We start from the raw sequence: 22,892 nt of genomic DNA, 5'->3' as shown, positions 1-22,892 counted from the left end.
GAGCTTGCGTGAACCAAGAATCATTGGTTCTGATGATGATTCCTTAACTGGAATATCTGCAGATGAAGTGATCTTTGGAGGTCGTGGTGATGATGTTTTGTTAGGGCGCAGTGGAGATGATCACGTCACTGGAGGAAATGGTAATGATCGGCTTTATGGTGGGTCTGGAGATAACAAGCTTAAAGGTGATCGTGGTGCTGATACCTACACCCTGAGTCGTGGTGATGATATGATTATCGGTTTTTCATTCGCTGAAAACGATGGCATCTTTGTAGGCGATGGAGTTGTGCTTTCCATGACGCAAGCCGGAGATGATTTATTACTCACAGCAGATGGCATTCACACCACATTGCTGGATGTGGATAAGGGTGAGTTTCTCGCTGCTGATGTGATTGATTACATCTGAGCGCTAGAAACCGTTGTTATGCCATCAAGGTTCAAACGATGCCCTGATCCCCTGGCTGGTCGGCTGATCTGCTGACAAGCTGGGCGCATCATCTCTTGCCCCATGGCCCTTTTTGGCTTTTCAGCTTTCAGATCCTTATTGAAGCGTGGATCGAGCTTGAAGCCTTGGAGTGTGCCTGCCGCTAGCTGGAGCCGTGCTTTTGGATTGCCTTGGCAACAGCCATACACGGTGCGTTATGCCAGTAATCTCGATGATGGGCCCTGGCATGGCATGCCCCTGGGAGGTTTCGGGGCCGGTTGTATCGGGCGTAGCCCGCGCGGTGATTTCAATCTCTGGAATCTTGATGGTGGTGAGCATTGGCAGGGCAGCATTCCTGATTGCCAGTTCGCTTTGTTTGAGCGGCAGGGGGATCAGGTGCGTGCTCATGCGCTGGCTACAGCGCCACAAACCGATGACTCTCAGCCTGAGCTAGACAAGCCTCTCTCCTCTTGGAGCTGGTATCCAGCCAGTACAGCGCAACGCACGACTGGTAGCTATTCAGCCCGCTATCCGCTCAGTTGGACCCATTACAACGGAGTCTTCTCTGCTGAGCTGGTTTGTGAGGCGTTCAGTCCAATCCTTCCTGGTGATTACCGACGCACCAGCTACCCCCTTGCCGTGTTTCGTTGGCAGCTGCAGAACCCCACATCGCAATCTCTGGAATTGTCGCTGCTGCTGAGTTGGCGCAACACATGTGGCTGGTTTACGAACACCGATCCCTCCGCCAGCGTTCATTTCCGCGATGACGGCAGCCCTGAACACAGTTATGTGCCTGCTATCGGCCGTGGCGAGGGGCAGTGCAATCGTTGGATTGATCAGCCAGGGCTGATTGGTGTCTTGATGGAGGGTGAGCGAGCTGACCCCTTGGCTGAGGGGCAAGGGCAGTGGTGTTTGGCTGTTCCTGATCATCTGCCTGGTGTGGAGGTGATGCGTTGTAGCCGTTGGGATCCCAGCGGAGATGGCAGCGAACTGTGGAGTTCCTTCGCAAGTGAAGGAACCATTGCAAACAGCAATGACACGCACAAGAGCTTGGCGGGCGAGCAGATCAGTGCTGCTTTAGCGGTGAAGGTCACCCTGGCGCCTGGCGAAAGTCTTGAGATCCCTGTGGTGATCAGTTGGGATCTACCGGTGACGGCTTTCGCTACAGGCGTTCGCGATTTGCGCCGTTACACCGACTTTCACGGCAGTGATGGGCAGGGGGCTGCTGCACTTGCTGCCGAGGCCTTGCGTGATTGGCCTGATTGGCGTGAGCAGATTGATGCCTGGCAGGCGCCGGTGCTGGCGCGTGAGGATCTGCCGGAGCGCTTGCGAATGGCTTTGTTCAATGAGCTCTACGACTTGGCTAGCGGTGGCAGCCTTTGGACGGCAGCCCGTCCAGGAGATCCGGTGGGTCGCTTTGGGGTTCTTGAGTGCTTCGACTACGCCTGGTACGAAAGTCTTGATGTGCGCCTCTATGGCTCCTTGGCTCTGCTGCAGTTGTGGCCTGAGCTCGATAAGGCCGTCTTGCGTAGTTTTGCTCGAGCCATTCCAGCGGCAGATGCCACGCCACGACCAATTGGCTGGTACTTCACCCAGGGGCGTGGCCGGGTCGAGGCCCCCCGCAAGAGGGCGGCTGCTACCCCCCATGATCTGGGAGCACCGAATGAGTCGCCGTTTGATGCCACCAACTACACCGCTTATCAGGATTGCAATCTCTGGAAAGATCTGGCCAGTGATTATGTGTTGCAGGTATGGCGAACGTTTCTTCTCTCACCAAATGGTGAAGATCTGAGCTTCTTGGCTGAATGCTGGCCGGCGGTAGTGCAAGCCCTCAGTTATCTCAAGCGGTTTGATGTCAATCACGATGGTCTGCCTGATAACGGTGGTGCTCCGGATCAGACCTTTGACGATTGGCCTTTACAAGGCGTGAGCGCCTATTGCGGTGCTCTTTGGATTGCAGCTCTTGAGGCTGCTTTAGCCATGGCACAGCGCTTGCAATTGGACTTAGGACTGAATACGGCAGAGGAGCAACATCAGTTCAGCGGTTGGCTTGAGCAATCACGGGCCAACTTCGATCGGCTGCTTTGGAATGGGGAGTACTACAAGATTGATGCTGAGAGTGGTACGCCGGTGGTGATGGCTGATCAACTCTGCGGCGATTTCTATGCTCGCTTGCTGGGGCTGCCCTCTGTTGTTGCTGATGAACGCAGTCGCAGCAGTCTGAATGCAGTCAAAGAGGCCTGTTTTGAAGGTTTTGAAGGCGGCCGTTTGGGAATTGCCAATGGTTTGTGCCGTGATGGCATGCCACTTGATCCGAAGGGAACCCATCCCTTGGAGGTATGGACTGGCATCAACTTCGGATTGGCGGCCTACTACCGGCTGATGGGCGATGCAACGACGGCTACAGCCATCTGTTCAGCGGTGGTCAATCAGGTGTATGGCGGTGGTTTGCAGTTCCGCACCCCAGAAGCGATTACTGCAGTGAAGACCTACAGGGCTTGCCACTATTTGCGTGCAATGGCGATCTGGGCCCTGTGGGCAACACATACCGATTGGCAGTTGATTCCAGGTGCCGAACGGGCAGGGTCTGAAGGGTGAATGAGTGGCGCCAATCTGTGCGGGATGTCCTATCGGCAGCGATGGTTTTTTGCATACGCTGTGAAGATCTTCTTTGAGGTCATGTCCAGCGCAGGGAATTCTGCATCGCATCGATGGCCTGGCCTTTTCATGCTGAAGAGGGCTTTGGCTTGCTTCTTTGCGGCCGTTGTGCTCTTGCTGCTCAGCCCATCTCTTGCCCAGGCGCAGGTGTTGACCAATGAAAGTGATGAAAGTTCCTTATTTGTACGCAGCTTTGAGACCCTGCGTGATCTTGAGTATCACAGTTGGCAGGTGGTGGCTTACCGCCAGGGCCCGCCAGGTGAGCCAGTGGTGTTGAGGATTGTTGGTTATCCCGGCAAGGTTCGTCTCAATCATCCAACCGCACTGCTCGTGCATGCCGGTCGCCGCGACTGGGCTTTGGATGACATCACAATGGCCAGTCCGCAATTGTCGAAGGATGGCCGTGAAGCAGCAGCAGAATTCGATCTCAACCCTTTGCTGGATGATTTAACCAACAATCGCCCGCTGCGCTTGCAGCTCGCCGGTGTGTTTACTGAACTGCCTGTGCCTCCTTATGTCGTCGGCGAGTGGCGTTCATTGCCGCAGGCTTCTCAATAGTTGATGAGCGTCAACCCGTCTGCAAGTGCTGTTTGGCTGCCATGGATGCGGCGGGCGTTGCAGTTGGCTGCGCTCGCAGATGGTCGCACCAGTCCCAACCCTCTTGTTGGGGCTGTTGTTCTAGACAAGGCTGGCAAGCTTGTCGGAGAGGGGTTCCATGCATGTGCTGGTGAGCCCCATGCTGAGGTAGGCGCTCTCACACAAGCTGGTGAACAGGCCAGCGGTGGAACCCTGGTGGTCACTTTGGAACCCTGTTGCCATCAAGGCCGCACGCCTCCCTGCACGCAGGCCGTCATCGCTGCCGGCCTGCGCCGAGTTGTGGTGGCAATGCAGGACCCAGACCCTCGTGTTGCTGGAGCCGGCATCACTCGTTTGCGTGATGCCGGGCTGGAGGTGATCACTGCTGTGTTGGAGCCGGAAGCAGCACATCAGAACCGGGCTTTTGTGCATCGTGTTTCTACTGGGCGCCCCTGGGGGATTCTCAAATGGGCGATGAGCCTCGATGGACGCACGGCTCTGCCCAATGGCGCCAGTCAGTGGATCAGTGGTGGTGAAGCGCGTCGCTGGGTGCATCGCTTACGTGGCCAATGTGATGCTGTGATCGTTGGCGGCGGCACTGTGCGTGCGGACGATCCGTTGTTGACCAGTCGTGGGCACTCTGACCCCGAACCAAAGCGGGTGGTGCTGAGTCGCAGTCTTGATTTGCCTAAACAAGCTCAGCTTTGGAACACTTCAGTGGCTCAGACCCTCGTTGCACATGGCCTAGAGCCTGGCCATGAACAGTTGGCTCATTTGCCTGAGGGGCCTGAGCTACTTGCTTTGCCTGCCTCTGAACCGCTTGAGTTGCTGCAGGCCTTAGCTCAACAAGACTGCAATCGTGTGCTGTGGGAATGCGGGCCAGGTTTAGCAGCCGCAGCATTGCAGCAAGGCTGTGTTCAAGAATTGGCGGTGGTGGTAGCTCCCAAGCTGTTGGGTGGCCTGCCGGCCAGAACACCACTTGAGGATCTTGGCTTCACAAGCATGAAAGAGGTTGTTGGGCTCGCGTCTGGCTCATTGCAGTCGTTGGGGGCTGACTGGCTCTTGCAATATGAGCTTTCTAAGCATTGCTGAGATATACATAATATTTATCGTTTGAATATTGCTGGAGCAAGTTGTATCTATGAATTGTATTGGCAGCTATTTTTATAGGCTGACTACAGAAAGTTATCACAACAATGTTGGAAGCATCAATCGATGGTTGCTGTGGTGTATTTAGCAATTGACAAGACTGCGAAGACCTTATGGGTCGTGTTTATTTTAATCGCAATGTTTGTCAAGCCATCTGTCAATCGAGCTGAAATCACCACAAGGCTGATGAACAGGAGAGAGGTGTGAGATTTATGCTTGTGCAAGCTATTTGATGATTGTTTTGATGCAAGATATATTCCATTAATAATTTAAGACCCTCGAAGAAATTGGTTGGTGTAGGCAATCTTCCAAGGCTTAAAACTTAAAGGAGAGGCGCTGACATATTAAGGTAATTTGTAGCATGGTGAGATGATCACTGGCGCGAGGCAGAGTGCCTAATCAAAGAGATGGCTTGCAATTGCTCACGCGATTCCAGTCGTTATTCTCAATCACTAGCGCTTGCTTCGATAGGCTGGCACTGAATCCAGCAATGTTTACCTTCAACTAGAAATCGAGATGAAGCAGGGCTGGTAATAAGTGTAACGACTAAATCATTAAGCTATTGCGATAGACTGCCTGTTCAAAAGTCTATGCCTGTTTAAATAATACTTGATAACAGCGTTAGCAGTGTAGTTATTGTCGGACTAGTCTGCCTTGTGTTTCTAGCATATTAGGATTTTAAATAGATATTGTCTTGCTCTATGCTTGCCCATGGGATTGAGAAGGCTTGGGATTGATATAGCCATTAATTGATCTCATTCGTCTTCGTCTTAGGAATTCCATGCTCGCCTCTATAGCATAGAGCTTATTCTTTGATCTTGATGTTAATAAGGCAGAGGCAAGATTCATCGATCTTTTTGATCAGTAGTGACCTCCTGCTGTGAAGGCTGAGTGTCTTTTGGGTTCGATTCTTTGTTAAGCCACCTGCTGTTGGTATTGCCGGAGAATCTGCTGATCAGAGCACCCATCATCAGCGTGAGATAAAGAGGGCCAACAATGCTTGTGGCCACGCTCACCATCCTTGCTGCGGGCAGAATCGGCTTGATCCCCCCGAAGCCAACGGTGGTTAGGCACACGAAGGCAAAGTAGTTGAGCTCGGCAAATCGATGAGGCGTATTCATCACACTGTGATTGGTGCTGGTGATGGCCTGGTTGGGTAAACCCAGGAGCGCAAAGCTGTTGGGTTCAACCGTATACAAGGCATTCATCACCAGGCCGGCGCTGATTCCTAAGAGTAAGTATCCAGCGGCTGCTCCCATCAAAACCATTTCGCTGACTTGGCGCTCACGACTCAGCTGTTTTACTAGTCGAATTAAGCTCCAGCCCACGAACAAAATCCAGCTCCATATCAGGGGAATACCGCTGTAGGTCCAGTGACTTGGCGTGAGCAGCCAGAACCATAGGCTCAGCAATGCTGCCCATCCCAGCCATTGATAGAGCCGTTCTCTCCAGACATGGTGTTTGACTTTTCTCGCCAGCAACCTGGTGATAAGAATTGCGATTACTGAATAGCAAATTGGAGCAGGCCAATAAACTTGCGGTATCGCAAAGCTTGCCAATAGCAACAGTGTAAAAGCGAGCAAGAGGCGATAAAGCCTTTCTCGATATTGATGTTTTCGTTGCCGTGGTGTAGTAGTCACCCGAAACAATCAACTCATAAAATGCTTAGTGTAGCGATGCGTTTGTCAAGCACCTGCTTGCTGAGAAGAAACGGTTTCGATGATTATTCGGTTTGAGTCATGATCTTTTTCACAATAGCCATGAGAGACTCCGTATCAGCTCACAATGTACAAGGCTTGGGTGCTAACTTGGATGTATTCTTTAGGTTCTTAGAGACTTTATATCGTTTTGGTTTCGGTAGAGCTTTTGCTTAGAGCATGTATAGATCTTCTTTGAAGGGATCGGTAACTCTTTGTTTGCGAAGATTTCTGCCTCATAAATGACTTAATTCTCTTCTCTTTTCGTCAGTCAAGTTGTATTAGTGAATGCTCATTCCTTGAGAGACCTCATTTGTCTTGAGAGAGATCAGCACAGCCCTGGATCAGAAAAACTGTAATTGATTTGGATTGGTCCGTGAAGCCATGTTGGGGGCTCGGCTCACACACCAATCATGTGGATCCCAAGGGTTAAGCAAGCTTTCAAGTGCATGCAAGTGCGTGGCATCCCCTTCTTCCAGCCAGGCCTCTTCTAAGCCATTTGGCACGATGACAGGCATCCGCTTGTGCAGTGGACGCACTAAGGCATTAGCTCGCGTGGTGATGACGCAACAGGTTTCTACTTCGCTGCCATCGGGCCCGATCCAGTGATCCCACAGCCCCGCTAGCCAGAACGGTTCACCATTGCACCGATGAATGCGTTGCCCTTTTTCATAAAAACCATCGCTAGGTAATAGGCAGCGGTGATGACGCCAAGCTGCGCGAAAAGATGGTTTCTCCGCAATGGTTTCGGCACGAGCGTTGATTGGCCTTGGGCCTCGCCAGGGATCTTTCACCCAGCTGGCCAAAAAGCCCCAAAGAAAATGGGTTGCATCCGTATGTCTTTGATGCTCTCTTAGCGCTAGCACAGGCTCGCCTGGGTGGATTTCAGCGCGAGGGGCGTAGTGGCTTAGCCATGTTGACGAAGAGCTGTTGGCCAGCCAAGGCGCCAGGACCTTTCGCAGAGTATCCCTTGGGGTGGTGAGGCTATAGCAGCCACACATGGTTCCTCTCTCGCTCCCAGGGCTTGATTGTCTCTGATAAGACCTTTCTGTTGATCTGCTTTGTGTGTTTGCGTTGAAGGATGGTCGAGATATGTAATTTGCTTACTCGTCAGCCTCTCTTAGCTGCTCAACACAGCTGGTGAGACATTCCCCGTCATCAAGTGAGCAGGTTGAAATGCATTCAAAGTAAGTCTCAACAGCATCCCAAGTCTGCTCTAATTCTAACGAAAACTCATGATTTGACTTCGTGTTTTCAGTGATACCTGAAGGGCTGGCAGAGTCGTTCTCCATTAAGACGTTTGTTGCCGTATCCATCAGCAGGGCAAGTGGTGGATATGGCCATAGTTCATCTGGCTGAAGAGGAGAAGATGGAGGCAGCAACATTGCAGGAAGTCCTTTAGACCTCTCTAAATAGTCAAGATGTGATTTTGCTGAGTGCAGCCCTTCGCAATAAAGGCATTGAGATCTTGAGCAAACTCGAAACAGGCGTCCTCTGTCGCCTTCGAAACACTGAATTGTCCCGCCTTTTGCGCTTACGTAGAATGGATGGTAATTCATGGCGGTGAGTTTTTTCGTTGCTTAGATCAATAGACTTCAGGGTCGACCTGTTGATGCTTCAACGCTTAAAGCTTTTATTGATACTGGCCTTTCTGAGAAGTCAAGATGACTTCTATTCTAGATATTCCTGCATAGAGATATCTGCGTTTACTCGCTATAGACACGCCCGTGAGTAATTGCCTTATTGGGGTTGCCTTGTCTCTGCAGGACATGAATTTGTGAATGCCTGCAGGATAATGCAGTCGATTGGTTGCGGTAACAGCCAGGCGCGGTTTAGGTTTTTACGGTGAAGCGAATGCCTCCCTTTTGTTTAATTAATCCTAGCCCACTTTCTCGGGGGGTGAATGTTTGATTAATAATAATAAAGCACCTAAGTTACATCGCGTAGGCGCAATTACCTGAGAGTAAATACCTTCATGGCATTGGTTTGCTCTCATGGCTAAAGAGAATGTCTTGCTTCTACAGAAACTAAATTGATTGTTCAGGCAGCGCTTTTCAGAAGAGGGCTGACATCAAGACTTGTGGTGCCAATGCACGACAAGATTCTCTTTTTGCCCTAGGGGTGTCGTTGGTTGCCTTGAAACTGTCTTTGCAGCATCGGTTTCACTAGTAATCAGATGGCAGTTAATGGCTTGGTTTGGGGAAAATAAGTAAGTGTCTTTGATTGGCAGTGAACTCCTTAAAACCCTTAACGAAAAGGTTTTGTCTTAGCGGCCACTGACAACGATGCATTGACGTCTCCAAGGCAGCCAGCAGCGCTTCGTTTGGGGTGACGTTCGGTTCTCACACCAGTAAAGGCAAGCGCTTACGGATTGATCGTCTTAGCGTGAAAGCCCGGAAATCAATTTTTTTCGATGGCGATCCGTGAGGATGACAACAAACCGAATCGACGCTTTGGCATCGTCAATTTGGTGTTGATCGGTTTCGGTGTTTTGTTGCTTTTCAGCAGCTTCTTACCCAATCCTGCTGCACAGGTGCCGAGGGTTCCCTACTCACTATTTATTGATCAGGTTGACGATGGCGCCGTGAAGAGGGCATTCATCACTCAGGATCAGATCCGATACGAACTGGCCAATCCTGAGGAGGGAGCACCGTCGTTGCTTGCCACGACGCCGATCTTCGATATGGATCTGCCCCAACGCTTGGAAAGCAAAGGAGTTGAATTTGCAGCAGCGCCGCCGAAGAAGCCCAATATTTTCTCCACCATCCTCAGCTGGGTTGTGCCTCCGCTGATCTTCATCCTTGTACTGCAGTTTTTTGCCAGGCGTTCGATGGGTGGTGGTGGTGCCCAGGGCGCTCTTAGTTTCACGAAGAGCAAGGCGAAGGTTTATGTGCCTGATGAAGAGTCACGAGTCACCTTTGCCGATGTGGCAGGGGTCGATGAGGCAAAAGATGAGCTAACTGAGATCGTTGATTTTCTCAAAACACCTGAGCGATATACAGACATAGGTGCGCGCATTCCTAAGGGTGTCCTGCTTGTGGGCCCGCCTGGTACCGGTAAGACCTTGCTCTCCAAGGCTGTTGCTGGGGAGGCAGAGGTTCCCTTTTTCATTATTTCTGGTTCGGAGTTTGTCGAGCTGTTTGTCGGCGCTGGTGCGGCCCGCGTCAGGGACCTGTTTGAGCAGGCTAAGAAGAAGGCTCCTTGCATCATCTTCATCGATGAACTTGATGCCATCGGTAAAAGTCGTTCTGGCTCAATGGGTGTCGTAGGAGGCAACGATGAGCGTGAGCAGACCCTTAACCAGCTGCTCACGGAAATGGATGGCTTCTCGTCCACAGATAAGCCCGTCATCGTGTTGGCCGCGACCAACCAGCCCGAGGTTCTTGATGCAGCCCTGCTACGGCCAGGTCGTTTTGACCGACAGGTCCTTGTGGATCGCCCTGACCTCTCTGGCCGCAAGACGATTCTCGAGATCTATGTCAAGAAAGTGAAATTGGCCGAAGGGGTTGATTTAGACCGCATCGCTCAGGCGACCAGCGGTTTTGCTGGAGCTGATCTAGCAAATGTGGTGAACGAAGCGGCCTTGTTGGCAGCTCGTGGCAAACGAAAAGAGGTAGAGCTGCAGGATCTCAACGAAGCCATCGAGCGTGTTGTGGCAGGCCTTGAGAAGAAGAGCCGAGTGCTCCAGGATGACGAGAAGAAGGTTGTGGCCTATCACGAGGTGGGGCACGCCATCGTTGGACACCTGATGCCTGGAGGCAGCAAGGTCGCCAAGATTTCAATCGTGCCAAGGGGCATGAGTGCTCTTGGTTACACCTTGCAGTTACCTACTGAGGAGCGTTTCCTCAATTCCAAGCAAGACCTTGAAGGTCAGATTGCCACTTTGTTAGGAGGGCGTTCAGCAGAAGAAATCGTGTTTGGCAAGATCACCACTGGTGCGGCTAATGATCTACAGCGCGCTACTGACCTTGCTGAGCAGATGGTGGGGACTTATGGGATGAGCGATATTTTGGGCCCTCTGGCTTATGACAAGCAAGGTGGGGGGCGTTTCCTTGGTGGTAACAACAATCCACGCCGAGTTGTGAGTGATGCCACTGCTCAGGCCATCGATAAGGAGGTGAGGAGTTTGGTGGATCAAGGTCATGAGAGTGCCCTTGCGATTCTTCGGCATAACCTCACCTTGCTGGAGACCATCGCCCAGAAGATCCTCGAAAAGGAAGTGATCGAAGGCGATGAGCTGATCGAGATGCTCGCTTCCAGCGCTCTCCCTAGAGGTGTTGTTATTGCCTGAAGGCTTGACGTCAGGGGGGCTGGTCTCCGATAAAGACTCTTTGAAGCTCCCCTAATGGCTGACAATCCCCAAGGTGTTGCAGCCGTCCTTGCTGACCTCAAGGGGCGAGACTTTCTCTCCTGCGCTGATTTCACTGCGGATCAGACGGTTGCCTTGCTTGAGCTTTCCCGTCAGCTCAAGAGCGGGGATCGCCGCATTGATTTGGGAAATCGAGTTCTCGGATTGATTTTTACCAAGGCATCGACGCGCACTCGAGTGAGCTTTCAGGTCGCGATGGCACGCCTTGGCGGGCAAACGGTGGATCTCAATCCTCAGGTGACCCAATTAGGACGAGGCGAACCCCTTGAAGACACGGCGAGAGTGTTGAGTCGTTTCTGTGATGTGATGGCGGTGCGGACCTTTGCTCAGCAGGAACTGCTGGATTACGCCCATTGGGCTTCGATTCCGGTGCTCAATGCCTTGACTGATTTGGAGCATCCCTGTCAGGCAATGGCTGATTTCCTAACGATTCAAGAGGCTCTCGGCTCATTAACCGGCCAGACCTTGGCCTATGTGGGCGATGGTAATAACGTCTCTCATTCTTTGATGCTCTGCGGCGCTCTCTTGGGGGTCAACGTTCGGATTGGCTGCCCGCAGGGGTTTGAACCTCTGCCTGAAGTCATTGATCAGGCCCGCAACTTGGCAGTTGCTGATGCTCATATTGAAGTGATGGCAGATCCAGTTGATGCAGTGCGAGGTGCGCAAGCGTTGTACACCGATGTTTGGGCCTCGATGGGACAGGAACAGGAACAGTCGCAGCGGGAAGAGGCCTTTCGTGGTTTTTGTCTCAATGAGGATTTGCTTGCTCAGGCAGATCCCAACGCGATCGTGTTGCACTGCCTACCGGCTCATCGAGGGGAGGAGATCAGTTCAGGCGTGATGGAAGGTGAGGCCAGTCGAATCTTCGATCAGGCTGAAAATCGTTTGCATGTTCAGCAAGCTTTGCTTGCGGCCGTGCTTGGTGGTCTCTAGTTCCAGGCTGGATTGCTGCTTTCGGTTTTGAGCATTCTGGTCAACTCAGGATGTTCTTACGGCTGCACTGTTTGGTGTTTAAACCCTTGCCAGATTCAGTGCCTATAGGTACACATGTATTGACGAATCAATGCATTGCCCTTGGCTGCCTCTTCTCCTGAGTTGCTTACTTCTGCCCAGCAAGAGCTTTATGACTGGTTGGCCGATTACATCGGCAGCCATCACCACAGCCCTTCGATTCGACAGATGATGCAGGCCATGGGTCTGCGCTCACCAGCGCCGGTGCAGAGTCGGCTTCGACATTTGCAGCAGAAGGGATGGATTACTTGGCAGGAAGGGCAGGCGCGTACCTTGCAGCTGCTTGGTGGCTTGGTGTCCGGTATTCCCGTGTTGGGGGCAGTTGCCGCTGGTGGTTTGGTGGAGACGTTTGATGATGTTCAGGAGCGGTTAGATCTTGCACCAGTTTTGGAGACCCGTGGCCTGTTTGCGCTCACCGTGAATGGTGATTCGATGGTGGATGCCTACATTGCAGATGGCGATGTGGTTCTGATGGAGCCAGTGCCTGAGCCTTCGCGGCTGCGAGATGGAACGGTGGTGAGTGCACTTGTGCCCGGAAGTGGCACCACGCTGAAGCACTTTCACCGCAACGGCGCTTCGGTGCGGCTGGAGGCTGCCAATACTGCCTACGAGCCGATTGAGCTACCAGCCGATCAGGTCCAGGTTCAGGGCAAGCTCGTGGCTGTTTGGCGTCAGGTTTGAGGCCTTGCCGTTGTAAGCTCTTTTTTGACGGCGGTACGAGCCCACTGTTACCGGCGTTTATGGGGCCATAGCTCAGCTGGTAGAGCACCTGCATGGCATGCAGGGGGTCAGGAGTTCGAGTCTCCTTGGCTCCATTTAGATTTCATCTAGATGGTGTGCCCAGATAGTGCAAAAGAGATACAACATTTTTGTTTAGGACTAACTTCTCATCCTTTTTGTGCATCATTAAGGATGCATTCTTGCTGCTGATTAAGGGGCAAGATGTGTATCTCTCTTTCTGCGGTCAGACGAAAGACAATCGTAGAATTTTTAAAACGACAAAGTCTCTTGGCTTCGAGATTGGCCTGCCATTAGCCAGCAGAGTGGATGGAGCGAAACAGCAGAATTCATTTAATAATTGAGTGATGCAACTTGCTCTTGGTGTGTGTAATAGGATTGATTGAAGCTAATTAAGAAAAGCTAGAATAACATTTCTTTTTTTGCTTGATTGTCATCCCCAAAAGCCCCCGCCAAGATCTAGTAAATGTGCATTATAAACAATTCTTAAATAATCAAAGCTTGAGTTAAAGACACTGTCGTTGTCTACATACTGAGATTGTGCTGAAATGCTTTGATCGATTTCAATTATATCTTGACCAGCTTCTAAATCAAGGATTTCTGTATATCCTGAGCCTTCTTCAAGAATAAATGTGTTGCCTCCGTCGCCTCCGGAAATAGTATTCACCTTCTTCCAATCAAACTACCATCACCTTTTAATCCTTCCACGGAATTTTCCTCGTTGATTTCTTTACCACCTGCCTCCAGCGGAATAAGCAGTAAAGCAGCAAGTAGCCACCAAGAGCTAGCTGAAATATTTTTCAAATCATCGATGTTCATCCCTTCGTCAAATTGCTCGTTGATCATTGGTTTGAATTGTTGTGAGGGACCTATCCCTATGATGTACAGATCCTCTACCAATTCCTCTCCTACTCCATTGATCCCAATCATTGCTAGTTATGAGGTTGGTCAGAGCTTTCAAGGCCAACAGAAGTCAAAATAAAAAGTATTCATCTACTGAAGATTAATTAGCGCCTATTCTTTAAAAAGGTTTCTGGTATCGGATGGCTAATCACCTTCACTTTCTGCACAAGCCAGCCCATGCAAGCAGCTGCCGAGGCTCATGCATTTCTCTGGGGGAGCAGCACGATGGGTGAAGTACATGTCTCACTAATGTTCCGTTGCGCTGCTTTTGGTCTGCTGACATTGCTGCTTTGCACAGGTTCTACAGGTGCCCAGGTCCGCTTCGATGACTGTGAGCCTTCCGCCGCTGGAGGCGTTACCTGCAACACCGTTCCTGAAGGAAACACCCGGATGCAGATGATAGATGGTGAAAGCGGCTTGCTCGATGAGGCCAGCCCAGGCTGGTCGGAATATGACCCTTATGAGGGATATGAAGACATGCTCGATGACAATCAGACCTGATGCGAATGGAGCAACTCGGCAAGAACACTGCCGGCAATCCATTGCCGCGTGTTGCCAAGCTTTAAGAGCGACCCTGATGGCGGATAGCCAACTTCTCGAAGCAATGGAGCGAGATGTCTCTAGAGAGGTTGAGAGACCAACACCGCCTTCCTTGGGATTGGGGTTCAATCAAATTTCATATGACTGGTTGTCTATAGTGGCAAGCTTTAATAAAAACAATCGAATCAAGCATGGCGACAATCAGTTTATTTTCTTAGATTTAGTTAAAAAGATTAGAGTCCAGGATAGGTTTGACAATTGATACGTAGTTTATTGTTTTGAATCATTGCTGCCAGGCCTATCTCACCCAAATAGTAAATCTAATTGAGAATTGAATAGACAAGCAGAGGCCAGTTAACAGATCGCTCATCCTTCAGTATCAGGCGGTCTGATCTAGGTTGAATGTGATGAGATTAGATGCTAGTGCTATAGCTTATGTCCGCAGAAAAGCTCTCTAATAATAAATTTTACTTATTATTAGAGAGCTGCATAATGTGATTAATTCAGGGCCGTCTAAGAGGCTTCCCTGAGCAGTGGCTTGACGAGATAAGTATTTAACCAGTAGCTTGATTGGATGTTTTGGGCAACACAAGCCTGTTCACATGATGGGTGATTTCGCCTAGGCAAATTATCATTAAGCTAGGCAACTCATCCATGTTAGCAAGAAATGCTAATAAGATATAATTCTTTTAAAATCATTGTTATCACCGCCATTTCTTTCTATGCCCGACACATCAGAGCAGCCCATCATCGACATTTCTGCTGAAACCACGGAAGCCCACCCTCTGCTCAATGACGAGGATATTCATGAAAAAGTGGCTGAGCGGCTCAAGCACTCAAAAGAATTTGGAGCTTTGGTTTGGGAGGCCACTAAGGAATACTTGCAAAAAATGAACCTTACTCCACAAGAGAAGTCAAATGTAAGTGATTGGCTGGCCAGTAAAAAAGATAAATTACAACAATCAGTTGTTGCGAAATTGAATGATCTTCATCAAGGCGATCGAAAGTAGTGGTTGGTAGTTGCTGAAAAATCTCGTTCCAATCTCGATGCAATGTTTTGTTTTGATAAATAAGTCAGCCCATGATCTCGGGTGTTAGATAGTCACTCAGGCTGATAGTCATCATGCCCAGACCTGCAGCGGTGCCTTTCGCTTGTTTGCCTACCTTTCCTGTTTAAGTCTTGATGTTGATCTCTTTGGCAATTATTTTTGCTGCTTGAACGGCAACAGGCATGTCGACAACAACTGAGGAAACGAAACCAAAGGAAAGTCGGCATCGCATTGGTTAGGAACGACGTCAGCAGAAGGTGCCTTGTTCTTACGGCGGTGCATTCTGTAGTTGGCCTTTAGGCATGTGCTGACAGGTCTCTAGGCATTAAAAGAAACAACATGCGATGGGGCGGTGTTTGGAAGCTTTTGTCGGGAGATGGATCGCGATAACTAGGCCCCCTGCTTTCCCCTTGCGAGTTTTGTATTGCTTTCAGTTAATGGGCTTCATGCTTCCCGACTAAGAGGCAACGGCACACTTAATTCACGCGGCCATCAAGTAAAAGCTGAGGATCAAGGCCTTTCCATATTGATTCGTCTGCATTGATCTAGTATTAGCTTATATAATCAGTTTTAGGCTATCAACGTGATCGGAAAGTCCTTTCTCGATCAATAAGTCGTTGTCATGAACCTGTCTATGTTTAGTGGAATTCTATATCCTGGCATCTAGAGCAGTTGCTAATAAGTAAAACCATCAGTGCTGGTTTTACTCACTGTCCTTCAAATTTTCTAATTCAATGGAGAAGTGATATAGGACGATACCAAGAAATGCACCAAAGACAACTTGGCCGTCGGCATTAGGTGCGATTTCTGTCGCAACGATCAGGATGAAACTAGTTAATGTCAAGGCGCGTAGAGTGCGCCGCTTTATTGCTCTATTCCTCAGCCTTTTGTGGAGGAGGGAGTTGGTCTCACTCATCCATTGTTCAAGCTGTTCTCTGGATTTAGTCACTCCTAAGTCGTCAGCAGCTGTTGATTTCTCATCTTACTGTGTTTTGTCTAAGCTTTTAAGAGTGTGGACTAACAGTCCAATCAATAATCCAGAAAAGGTTCCCACAAGAATTTGTCCATCGTTGGGAGCAACTTGTAGCATCATGATAAATACAAAAACTGTCCATATTAATAGCCTCATGTTGACCATTGTCACTGTTTAGCTCTTGGCTAATGATTGTGCGTTGTCTTTTTAAGAATAAGATTTAATCTTTCAATCTGATCTGCTCTGTTGTGATGCTTTTTTCTCTGCCCTGGCAAGCTTCGCAATGATGCCAGCAGCTTCTAACTCCCCTGTGAAGCCAAATGAGGCAGGGTCAACCAGACGATCGGGAAACAAAACCCCGTCTAAGTGGTCACATTCATGTTGGATAACTCTTGCTGGGAAGCCCTCAAGGCAATGCTCAATCTCAAAACCATTTTCATTGAGCGCCCTGTAGTGAATCCGACTCCAGCGCGACACCTGACCACGAAGGCCTGGCACACTCAAGCACCCCTCCCAACCATCCTCTAGATCAGAGCCGATTGGTGTTAAGACAGGATTGATCAGAACTGTTTGCGGAATCGATGGGGCCTCGGGATAGCGGGGATTAGGGCCTCCTCCACCAAACAACACCACTCTTAAAGGCACACCAATCTGGGGTGCGGCGAGTCCTGCTCCTTGATGGGCCTTCACCGTGTCTTGTAAATCCTTGATGAGTGAAATGATCAACTCATCAGAGGCATCATCGACGACATTGGACACTTGCCTCAGTTGAGGATTGCCCATACGCAGGATTTCCTTCACAGCCATGATCATTAACCTCCTTTTCTCTATTCTGTAGTTTTCGCCAACACAACAAAACCAGCCATAAGGATGAGCAAGATTCTGTCAATGGATAAGTGAGTTATCAGGTTCATTGTTTTGGCTTTTGTTGATGTTCAGCTGCTTACCAGTCTCTTGCAAAAATTACTTGAGTGAGTCACTGCTGCGGTCCAGTTGTTGGCTTCAGTGAGTCCAGAGTTTCGGGTGGGTTTGAAGCTGTGATCTCCGGCAGGCATCCATTGCAATGAGACCATTGGCGACAAATCGTAGCTTTCAACCTCGCCTTGTCGACCCATCCCATCGCGTTCGCCTTGCAAAATTAAGGTCGGAGTTTTTTGCACGGCAAGATGTTCAGTTCTTAACTGCTGAGGCTTCCCTAATGGATGAAAGGGGTAACCCAGGCAGATGCAGCCAAGTACGTTCATGTTGGCTGAGAGTTCATCTGCCAGAAGACTGGCGACCCTACCCCCCATTGACTTACCGCCAATGATTACAGGTCGAAGCGCAGCTTCGCTCTCGACCTGCTCGAGGAAGACTTGCTTCAATTTCGGCATTTTATCAGGGGGAGAGCGTTTGCCACTAATGCGTTGTTTAGCCATGTATGCGAATTCAAAGCGCACCACTCGCCAACCGACCCCTGCTAAGCCACTGGCTATCGCTGTCATGAAAGGGCTATCCATTGCTGCACCAGCCCCATGGGCTAAGAGCAGGGTGGCAGGTGCAGCGCTAGAACCATTCACCAAGCGTGGAGTGGGATCCATCGATGAGTTATTCATCTAGGCATTCTCCTGATTTTTGGCAGCTAAGTAGACATGCTTGGTGAGTCATCGTTTTTGTCAGGAAGGAACGGAATGGCTCAATAAACAATCGTAGGTAGCTATTCAATGGGGTTGTGACCTAGGGCTGATCTAACCCCGACAAAGAGTTGTTACTTAGTAAGTGAAGTGTTTCTAATTGCCTTCCAACCAGAACTCGCAAGCTTGATCGCTTATGCCACAGCGGCAGCAAGAAAGTGATAAGACTGTTAGGAGAGTTCAGCTCTTGACTAAGGGAATCAATCAGAATTCAACGCTCTCGGAGCAAGGATGTTTGGCAGCTCAACCTTTTCTCAAACGGATGACTCCATTGAAGGCAACGTTATGCACTCAATGGCTGCTCCTCTTGTTGATCAATAGCAACCAGTTGGAAGTCAAGCTTGGCGGCCTCTCGATCACTTAAGCGTCGGGTCCAGGCACCTTGAATTGGATCATTCCAACGAAACCCAGCTTCCTTGGCTAAATGTCTTTGTGCATAAGACACCTGGGCACGCATCAAACGCCTTGGCTCTAGCCCATGAAGCAGGAGCGTTTCGAGATCCTTGCAACGGGCGAACACCTCGGCGAGATAAATGCAGTCGGTGAGAGCACGATGAGCGGCCCATACCGGCACGCCATAAGCGAGAGCCAAATCTCTTACAGAAGGCCTTGAACGAAGCTGACGATCAACTGGCCAAGCGATGTCTTCCATCGTGCACAGCCAGGGCTTGGAGACAGCTGGAAGCTGATCCTTTCCGAACCACTGACGATCGAAGCCAGCATTGTGAGCAACTAACAGATCAGCGGCATCCAGTAAGGCTTGGAAATAGTCCAGCCCTTGTCGCCAAGGTTGATCCAAGCGAGTGACCTCAGCGGGGATGCGATTGATTGATTCAGCCGCATTGGTTTCCACAGGTAGCAAAAAGGAATGCTGGGCAAGCACAGCACGCTGCGGTGCATGGAAAAGGATGGCTCCAACCTCTAGGCATTGACCTCGCTTGTGATCCAATCCAGTGGTTTCCGTATCGATGATCAGCAGCATCTCTGGTAGTGAGCTCAAAGCTTCTCGATGCAAAGAAGGCAGTGCTAATGGTGCATGAGGTTGCGGTAAAGAGACAGCCTCTGAAGTAGAGACAGCCTCTGAAGTAGAGACAGCCTCTGAAGTAGAGACAGCCTTTGAAGTAGAGACAGCTTTTGAAGGAGTGACAACTGACTCTTCAGCATTGAGATCTGGGAGAAGATCCAACTGACCAGCTCCAAAGAGATGCTGCTTTGCTTCCCCCACGCCGAGTTCATCGATCGATTGCTTGTATTCTCCCGCACCCATCAAGGGGCTCTCTAGGGTGCTTCATAGATGCGAGCTTCTGGATGGCCCTTCAAGTTGGTGATAAGGCTCCTGCCATTGATCTGGTTGATCAAAATGGCAACAAGCGGCGGAGTAATGATCTCAAAGGCAAAGTACTCGTGTTGTTTTTCTATCCCAAGGACGACACTCCTGGATGTACAGCCGAAGCTTGTAGCTTTCGAGACAATTACTCAGTTTTTGAGAAACTCGGTTCTGAAGTCTGGGGGGTGAGTGGAGACGATGACATCAGTCATCGGCAATTTGCAGAACGACATGGCCTGCCCTATGCATTACTGAGCGACAAGGACAACACACTGCGGCGAGCCTTTGAAGTTCCTCGCACCCTTGGGATGCTGCCAAGCCGAGTTACTTACGTGATTGATGGCCAAGGAACAATCCGCCATATTTTTAATAATCTCCTCGATGGTCCTGCTCATATGCGTGAGGCATGTCGCGTCGTGGAGGAAATCAAAAAGAAACGATGACCAGATGGAGACGCCTCGGCAACGTCTGGGGACTATGGCCAGCTCAGCCAATCGCACTGGTCGAGATGGTGGGGGGCAGTTATTTGGCGGCGAGCCCCCAGCTCAGCTACCGACGATTGCTTGAAGGTTTAGCTGACCACAATCTGGCGGTTCATGCTTGGGGCTATGTGCCAGGCTTCGACCATCAGGCTCAGGCCAATGAAGCTTGGAAACATTTGCGTCGTTGTCGACAACAACTTGAGGCCAGAGTCGGAGCCCTCCCCACACCCCTTCGCTTGGGCCATAGCCTTGGCTGCAAGTTGCATCTTCTAGCCCCGGATGGAGGTCGTAAAAGCAGGGCTTTGGTGGCATTGAGCTTTAACAATTTCACGGCTGATCGTTCGATTCCCATGCTTCGCGAACTTGCACCAAAGCTTGGCTTTTACACGGAATTCAGCCCAAGCCCTAATGAAACATTGCGATTGATCCGCGAGAGTTACCACCAACCTCAGAACTTATTGGTGAGTTTTGGGAATGACAGCCTCGATCAGAGCCCAAGCCTTTTGTATAGTCTCCAGCAGCGAGTGGAAGATGCAACACAAAGCTTGCATCTTCCAGGCGATCACCTCACCCCAGCCAGTGCAGGGTTACGGCAGAACCTTCTCGGCGACTGGGCGGATGACTCCGCCCGGGCCGAGACTCTCAATCAATTGGTGGAAACGATCTCTTCTTGGGCAAGCCCATGAACGAGGTTGTGATCAGGCTCTAAGCCGATCCAGCACGGAGCGATCTTCCAGGGTACTGGTATCACCCTTGACCTCCTCTCCAGCGGCCAAAGCCCGCAAGATACGCCGCATAATTTTGCCGCTGCGGGTCTTGGGTAAGGCATCACTGCAACGGATCTCATCAGGTCGGGCAATGGGGCCGATCTCCTTGCCCACATGAACACGAAGCTCCTGAATCAAAGCATCACTCACTTCCCTGCTTCCTTCCAAGGTGACGAAGGCCACGATCGCTTCACCTTTAAGGTCATCAGGTCTTCCAACCACTGCCGCTTCAGACACTGCCGGGTGACTCACCAATGCCGATTCGATTTCCATCGTGCCAAGACGATGGCCTGAAACGTTAATCACATCATCCACCCTGCCCATCACCCAGAAATAACCATCACCATCTCGACGAGCTCCATCGCCTGCGAAATAGATGAAACTGCCATCCTTAGGGCGTAAGTATTCCCAATAGCTCTCTCTAAAGCGTTGAGGATTTCCGTGCACGGTGCGCATCATTCCTGGCCAAGGACGTCGCACGATCAGATATCCACCTTCGTCAACGGCTACTGGCTCGCCTTGTGCATCAACCACCTCAGCCTCAATGCCTGGTAGGGGAAGGGTCGCAGATCCTGGTTTTGTTGGCGTCGCACCAGGCAATGGGCTGATCATCACCCCACCTGTCTCCGTTTGCCACCAAGTGTCGACAATTGGGCAACGATCACCACCGATGACCTCGCGATACCACATCCAGGCCTCAGGATTGATGGGTTCTCCGACGGTACCTAGCAAGCGCAGACTGCTCATGTCGTATTGATCGGGTACAGCCCGACCACTTTTCATGAATGCCCGAATTGCCGTAGGTGCAGTGTAAAAAATCGTGATCCCGTGCTTCTGAATTAGCTCCCAAAAGGCTCCAGGCTTGGATGGGCGTGGTGCCCCCTCATACATCACAGTTGTCGCCCCATTGGAAAGAGGCCCATAAACAATGTAGCTATGGCCTGTGATCCAGCCCACATCGGCTGTGCACCAGTAGACGTCTTCGTCGCGAATGTCGAAGATCCACTTGAAAGTGAGGTGAGCCCAGAGGTTATAGCCTGCCGTGCTGTGCACAACGCCCTTTGGCTTTCCAGTGGAGCCAGAGGTGTAGAGCACAAACAGGCGATCTTCACTCGCCATGGGTTCCGCCGCGCACTCTTGAGATTGAGCTGACACAAGCTCGTGCCACCACTGATCTCGACCAGCTTCCATCACCACGCTTTCTTTCGTGCGTTGCACCACCAGCACCGACGTCACGCTGGGGCAGGCACCCTCGGCTAATGCAGCATCCACTGCCGGCTTCAAGGCAACGGCCTTGTCCTTACGAAAACCACCATCAGCAGTGATCACTGCTTTGGCTTCACCATCCACCAAACGATCTCTAAGGGCTTCAGCGGAAAAGCCACCAAAGACAACAGAATGTGGGGCTCCGATACGGGCGCAAGCCAACATGGCAATGGCCGCTTCTGGGACCATTGGCATATAAAGGGCAACCAGGTCACCTTTGCCAATGCCAAGAGCTTTCAGCGCATTGGCAGCCCTGCACACTTCAGCATGAAGTTCTCGATAGGTGAAGCGCCGTATATCACCTGGCTCTCCCTCCCAGATCAGGGCTGTTTTGTTTGCCTTCGGTCCATTGAGATGGCGATCAAGACAGTTGAAGGAAAGATTTGTCGTGCCTCCTTCAAACCAACGCGCAAAGGGAGGATTCGACCAATCGAGAACGCTATCAAAAGGTTCAAACCATTCCAGCTCAGTGCGAGCGGCTTCACCCCAGAAACTGTCAGGATCAGTTTTGGCTTGCTCTGCCATCCGACGATAGGCTTCCAGGCTTCCAACCATCGACTGTGAGGCCAACTCTGCGGAGGGATGAAAGACGCGCTGCTCCTGCAGGACTGATTTAATGGTGCCGGATGGATCAGGGGACATAAGGCAATCAATGACCAGTGATTTCCCGCATTCAAGCGATTAAGAGCAGGGACTACAGCGCTGTGACACGCTTGTTTAAACGAACCCCCGAAGCGACAGTCTCTGCAGGGCATCCAAATGAGTACAAATTGAAAGAGTAAAAATCTGAAATCAGATAAACATGCAAAGCAAAATAATCAATTTTAAAGTCTTTTCCTATCTGCTTGCAGTCCGCCAAATATAGTCAGAAAATACATTCCTGCTAATGGTGAAAAGAATGCTGGTAGCAGCACAACGATGGACTAACTCTGCCGGCAATCTATTAACTCGGGATCACTTGAGTATGACACTTGTGACTGGGTCGTAAAGTCGATTGTAAAAGTGATGCCGGCTGAGTTGATTTGTGCGATTGATAAACTTGAAAAATGTATTCATCCTCTGAGCTGGATGCTGATAGCATATACAGGTGTCGACTTTTATCAGGTCGGCTGTCTTGTGCTTCCAGAATCTCTTGAAGCATCTCAGCAGCATGATTGCTTGGCGGCCATATTCACTATTTCAGTTTAGTGGAAGCTTAGGGATTTGTTTAATGACTTGAATGGCAACTTTCTTTGAATAAGGGGATTGTCTTGCTTAAGTCATCACATCATGCTTGGCCAGTCTGACAAG

At 50.4% G+C, this 22,892-nt stretch carries 22 protein-coding genes and 1 tRNA gene; 13 read left to right on the top strand and 10 right to left on the bottom strand.

What is annotated here, in order from left to right; genetic code table 11:
* Positions 1 to 4: 4 nt before the first annotated feature.
* From SIB79_RS07385 to ribD, 4 genes are all read left to right on the top strand, one after another.
* Positions 5 to 406 carry a calcium-binding protein gene (locus SIB79_RS07385; protein ID WP_063403350.1) on the top strand — a complete coding sequence of 134 codons (402 nt, stop codon included), beginning with the start codon at positions 5 to 7 and terminating at the stop codon, positions 404 to 406.
* 102 nt (positions 407 to 508) lie between these two features.
* Positions 509 to 3,022 carry a GH116 family glycosyl hydrolase gene (locus SIB79_RS07380; protein WP_063403349.1) on the top strand — a complete coding sequence of 838 codons (2,514 nt, stop codon included), beginning with the start codon at positions 509 to 511 and terminating at the stop codon, positions 3,020 to 3,022.
* Entirely contained in the window at positions 3,023 to 3,640 is a 618-nt protein-coding gene (locus SIB79_RS07375; protein WP_196757594.1) for a DUF3122 domain-containing protein, read from the top strand.
* Positions 3,641 to 3,643: 3 nt separating this feature from the next.
* Positions 3,644 to 4,750 carry a bifunctional diaminohydroxyphosphoribosylaminopyrimidine deaminase/5-amino-6-(5-phosphoribosylamino)uracil reductase RibD gene (gene ribD, locus SIB79_RS07370; protein WP_063403348.1) on the top strand — a complete coding sequence of 369 codons (1,107 nt, stop codon included), beginning with the start codon at positions 3,644 to 3,646 and terminating at the stop codon, positions 4,748 to 4,750.
* A 902-nt stretch (positions 4,751 to 5,652) separates the two neighbouring features.
* On the opposite strand, the gene SIB79_RS07365 is transcribed toward ribD, so the two are convergent.
* From SIB79_RS07365 to SIB79_RS07355, 3 genes are all read right to left on the bottom strand, one after another.
* The gene (locus SIB79_RS07365) at positions 5,653 to 6,288 is read right to left on the bottom strand and encodes a potassium channel family protein (protein ID WP_413681027.1); all 636 of its coding nucleotides are present in this window, start codon (positions 6,286 to 6,288) and stop codon (positions 5,653 to 5,655) included.
* A gap of 560 nt (positions 6,289 to 6,848) precedes the next feature.
* Entirely contained in the window at positions 6,849 to 7,505 is a 657-nt protein-coding gene (locus tag SIB79_RS07360) for an SOS response-associated peptidase (protein ID WP_063403346.1), read from the bottom strand.
* A gap of 102 nt (positions 7,506 to 7,607) precedes the next feature.
* On the bottom strand, positions 7,608 to 7,820 hold the full coding sequence (locus tag SIB79_RS07355) for a hypothetical protein (protein ID WP_413681026.1): 213 nt from the start codon (positions 7,818 to 7,820) through the stop codon (positions 7,608 to 7,610).
* A gap of 1,097 nt (positions 7,821 to 8,917) precedes the next feature.
* Here SIB79_RS07355 and ftsH point away from each other — a divergent pair.
* The 4 genes from ftsH to SIB79_RS07335 all read left to right on the top strand — a co-directional run bounded on the left by ftsH (position 8,918) and on the right by SIB79_RS07335 (position 12,699).
* Positions 8,918 to 10,795, top strand: a complete 1,878-nt coding sequence (gene ftsH / locus SIB79_RS07350; protein WP_063403345.1) for an ATP-dependent zinc metalloprotease FtsH — start codon at positions 8,918 to 8,920, stop codon at positions 10,793 to 10,795.
* Positions 10,796 to 10,849: 54 nt separating this feature from the next.
* A complete protein-coding gene (gene argF / locus SIB79_RS07345; protein ID WP_063403344.1) occupies positions 10,850 to 11,806 on the top strand; it encodes an ornithine carbamoyltransferase in 957 nt (318 codons plus the stop codon).
* Positions 11,807 to 11,941: 135 nt separating this feature from the next.
* A complete protein-coding gene (gene lexA, locus SIB79_RS07340) occupies positions 11,942 to 12,565 on the top strand; it encodes a transcriptional repressor LexA (protein ID WP_063395477.1) in 624 nt (207 codons plus the stop codon).
* A 61-nt stretch (positions 12,566 to 12,626) separates the two neighbouring features.
* Positions 12,627 to 12,699 (top strand) — tRNA-Ala (locus tag SIB79_RS07335).
* Positions 12,700 to 13,055: 356 nt separating this feature from the next.
* Here SIB79_RS07335 and SIB79_RS07330 read toward each other — a convergent pair.
* Positions 13,056 to 13,289, bottom strand: a complete 234-nt coding sequence (locus tag SIB79_RS07330; RefSeq protein WP_063403342.1) for a hypothetical protein — start codon at positions 13,287 to 13,289, stop codon at positions 13,056 to 13,058.
* Positions 13,286 to 13,468, bottom strand: a complete 183-nt coding sequence (locus SIB79_RS07325; RefSeq protein ID WP_413681024.1) for a hypothetical protein — start codon at positions 13,466 to 13,468, stop codon at positions 13,286 to 13,288. The genes SIB79_RS07330 and SIB79_RS07325 overlap by 4 nt, the downstream gene beginning before the upstream one ends.
* Positions 13,469 to 13,702: 234 nt before the next feature.
* Between SIB79_RS07325 and SIB79_RS07320 the strand changes: the two genes are divergently transcribed.
* From SIB79_RS07320 to SIB79_RS07310, 3 genes are all read left to right on the top strand, one after another.
* Complete coding sequence (locus tag SIB79_RS07320; RefSeq protein ID WP_328585520.1) at positions 13,703 to 14,026, top strand: lactate dehydrogenase; 324 nt, start codon at positions 13,703 to 13,705, stop codon at positions 14,024 to 14,026.
* Positions 14,027 to 14,102: 76 nt separating this feature from the next.
* Entirely contained in the window at positions 14,103 to 14,327 is a 225-nt protein-coding gene (locus SIB79_RS07315; RefSeq protein ID WP_063403340.1) for a hypothetical protein, read from the top strand.
* Positions 14,328 to 14,787: 460 nt separating this feature from the next.
* The gene (locus tag SIB79_RS07310) at positions 14,788 to 15,075 is read left to right on the top strand and encodes a hypothetical protein (RefSeq protein WP_063403339.1); all 288 of its coding nucleotides are present in this window, start codon (positions 14,788 to 14,790) and stop codon (positions 15,073 to 15,075) included.
* A 742-nt stretch (positions 15,076 to 15,817) separates the two neighbouring features.
* On the opposite strand, the gene SIB79_RS07305 is transcribed toward SIB79_RS07310, so the two are convergent.
* From SIB79_RS07305 to SIB79_RS07290, 4 genes are all read right to left on the bottom strand, one after another.
* The gene (locus SIB79_RS07305) at positions 15,818 to 16,063 is read right to left on the bottom strand and encodes a hypothetical protein (RefSeq protein ID WP_063403338.1); all 246 of its coding nucleotides are present in this window, start codon (positions 16,061 to 16,063) and stop codon (positions 15,818 to 15,820) included.
* A gap of 252 nt (positions 16,064 to 16,315) precedes the next feature.
* Positions 16,316 to 16,894 carry a peptide deformylase gene (gene def, locus SIB79_RS07300; RefSeq protein WP_063403498.1) on the bottom strand — a complete coding sequence of 193 codons (579 nt, stop codon included), beginning with the start codon at positions 16,892 to 16,894 and terminating at the stop codon, positions 16,316 to 16,318.
* A 128-nt stretch (positions 16,895 to 17,022) separates the two neighbouring features.
* Positions 17,023 to 17,682: an alpha/beta family hydrolase gene (locus tag SIB79_RS07295; RefSeq protein WP_063403337.1), complete on the bottom strand. Its 660-nt coding sequence runs from the start codon at positions 17,680 to 17,682 to the stop codon at positions 17,023 to 17,025.
* A 361-nt stretch (positions 17,683 to 18,043) separates the two neighbouring features.
* On the bottom strand, positions 18,044 to 19,027 hold the full coding sequence (locus tag SIB79_RS07290; RefSeq protein ID WP_063403336.1) for a 3'-5' exonuclease: 984 nt from the start codon (positions 19,025 to 19,027) through the stop codon (positions 18,044 to 18,046).
* A gap of 41 nt (positions 19,028 to 19,068) precedes the next feature.
* Here SIB79_RS07290 and SIB79_RS07285 point away from each other — a divergent pair, with 41 nt between their 5' ends.
* Together SIB79_RS07285 and SIB79_RS07280 are read left to right on the top strand one after the other, a co-directional pair.
* Entirely contained in the window at positions 19,069 to 19,530 is a 462-nt protein-coding gene (locus SIB79_RS07285) for a peroxiredoxin (protein ID WP_063399568.1), read from the top strand.
* On the top strand, positions 19,527 to 20,255 hold the full coding sequence (locus tag SIB79_RS07280) for a DUF1350 family protein (RefSeq protein WP_063403335.1): 729 nt from the start codon (positions 19,527 to 19,529) through the stop codon (positions 20,253 to 20,255). Before SIB79_RS07285 ends, SIB79_RS07280 begins: the two co-directional genes overlap by 4 nt.
* A 12-nt stretch (positions 20,256 to 20,267) precedes the next feature.
* Here SIB79_RS07280 and acs read toward each other — a convergent pair whose 3' ends face one another.
* A complete protein-coding gene (acs, locus tag SIB79_RS07275; RefSeq protein ID WP_063403334.1) occupies positions 20,268 to 22,244 on the bottom strand; it encodes an acetate--CoA ligase in 1,977 nt (658 codons plus the stop codon).
* Positions 22,245 to 22,892: the final 648 nt, after the last annotated feature.

This window comes from Prochlorococcus sp. MIT 1342 (assembly GCF_047304495.1).
In the GTDB taxonomy this organism is placed as follows: Bacteria; Cyanobacteriota; Cyanobacteriia; order PCC-6307; family Cyanobiaceae; genus Prochlorococcus; species Prochlorococcus marinus_D.
Note: the sequence above shows the minus strand (reverse complement) of the source record. Positions and strands in the feature narration are given on the sequence as shown.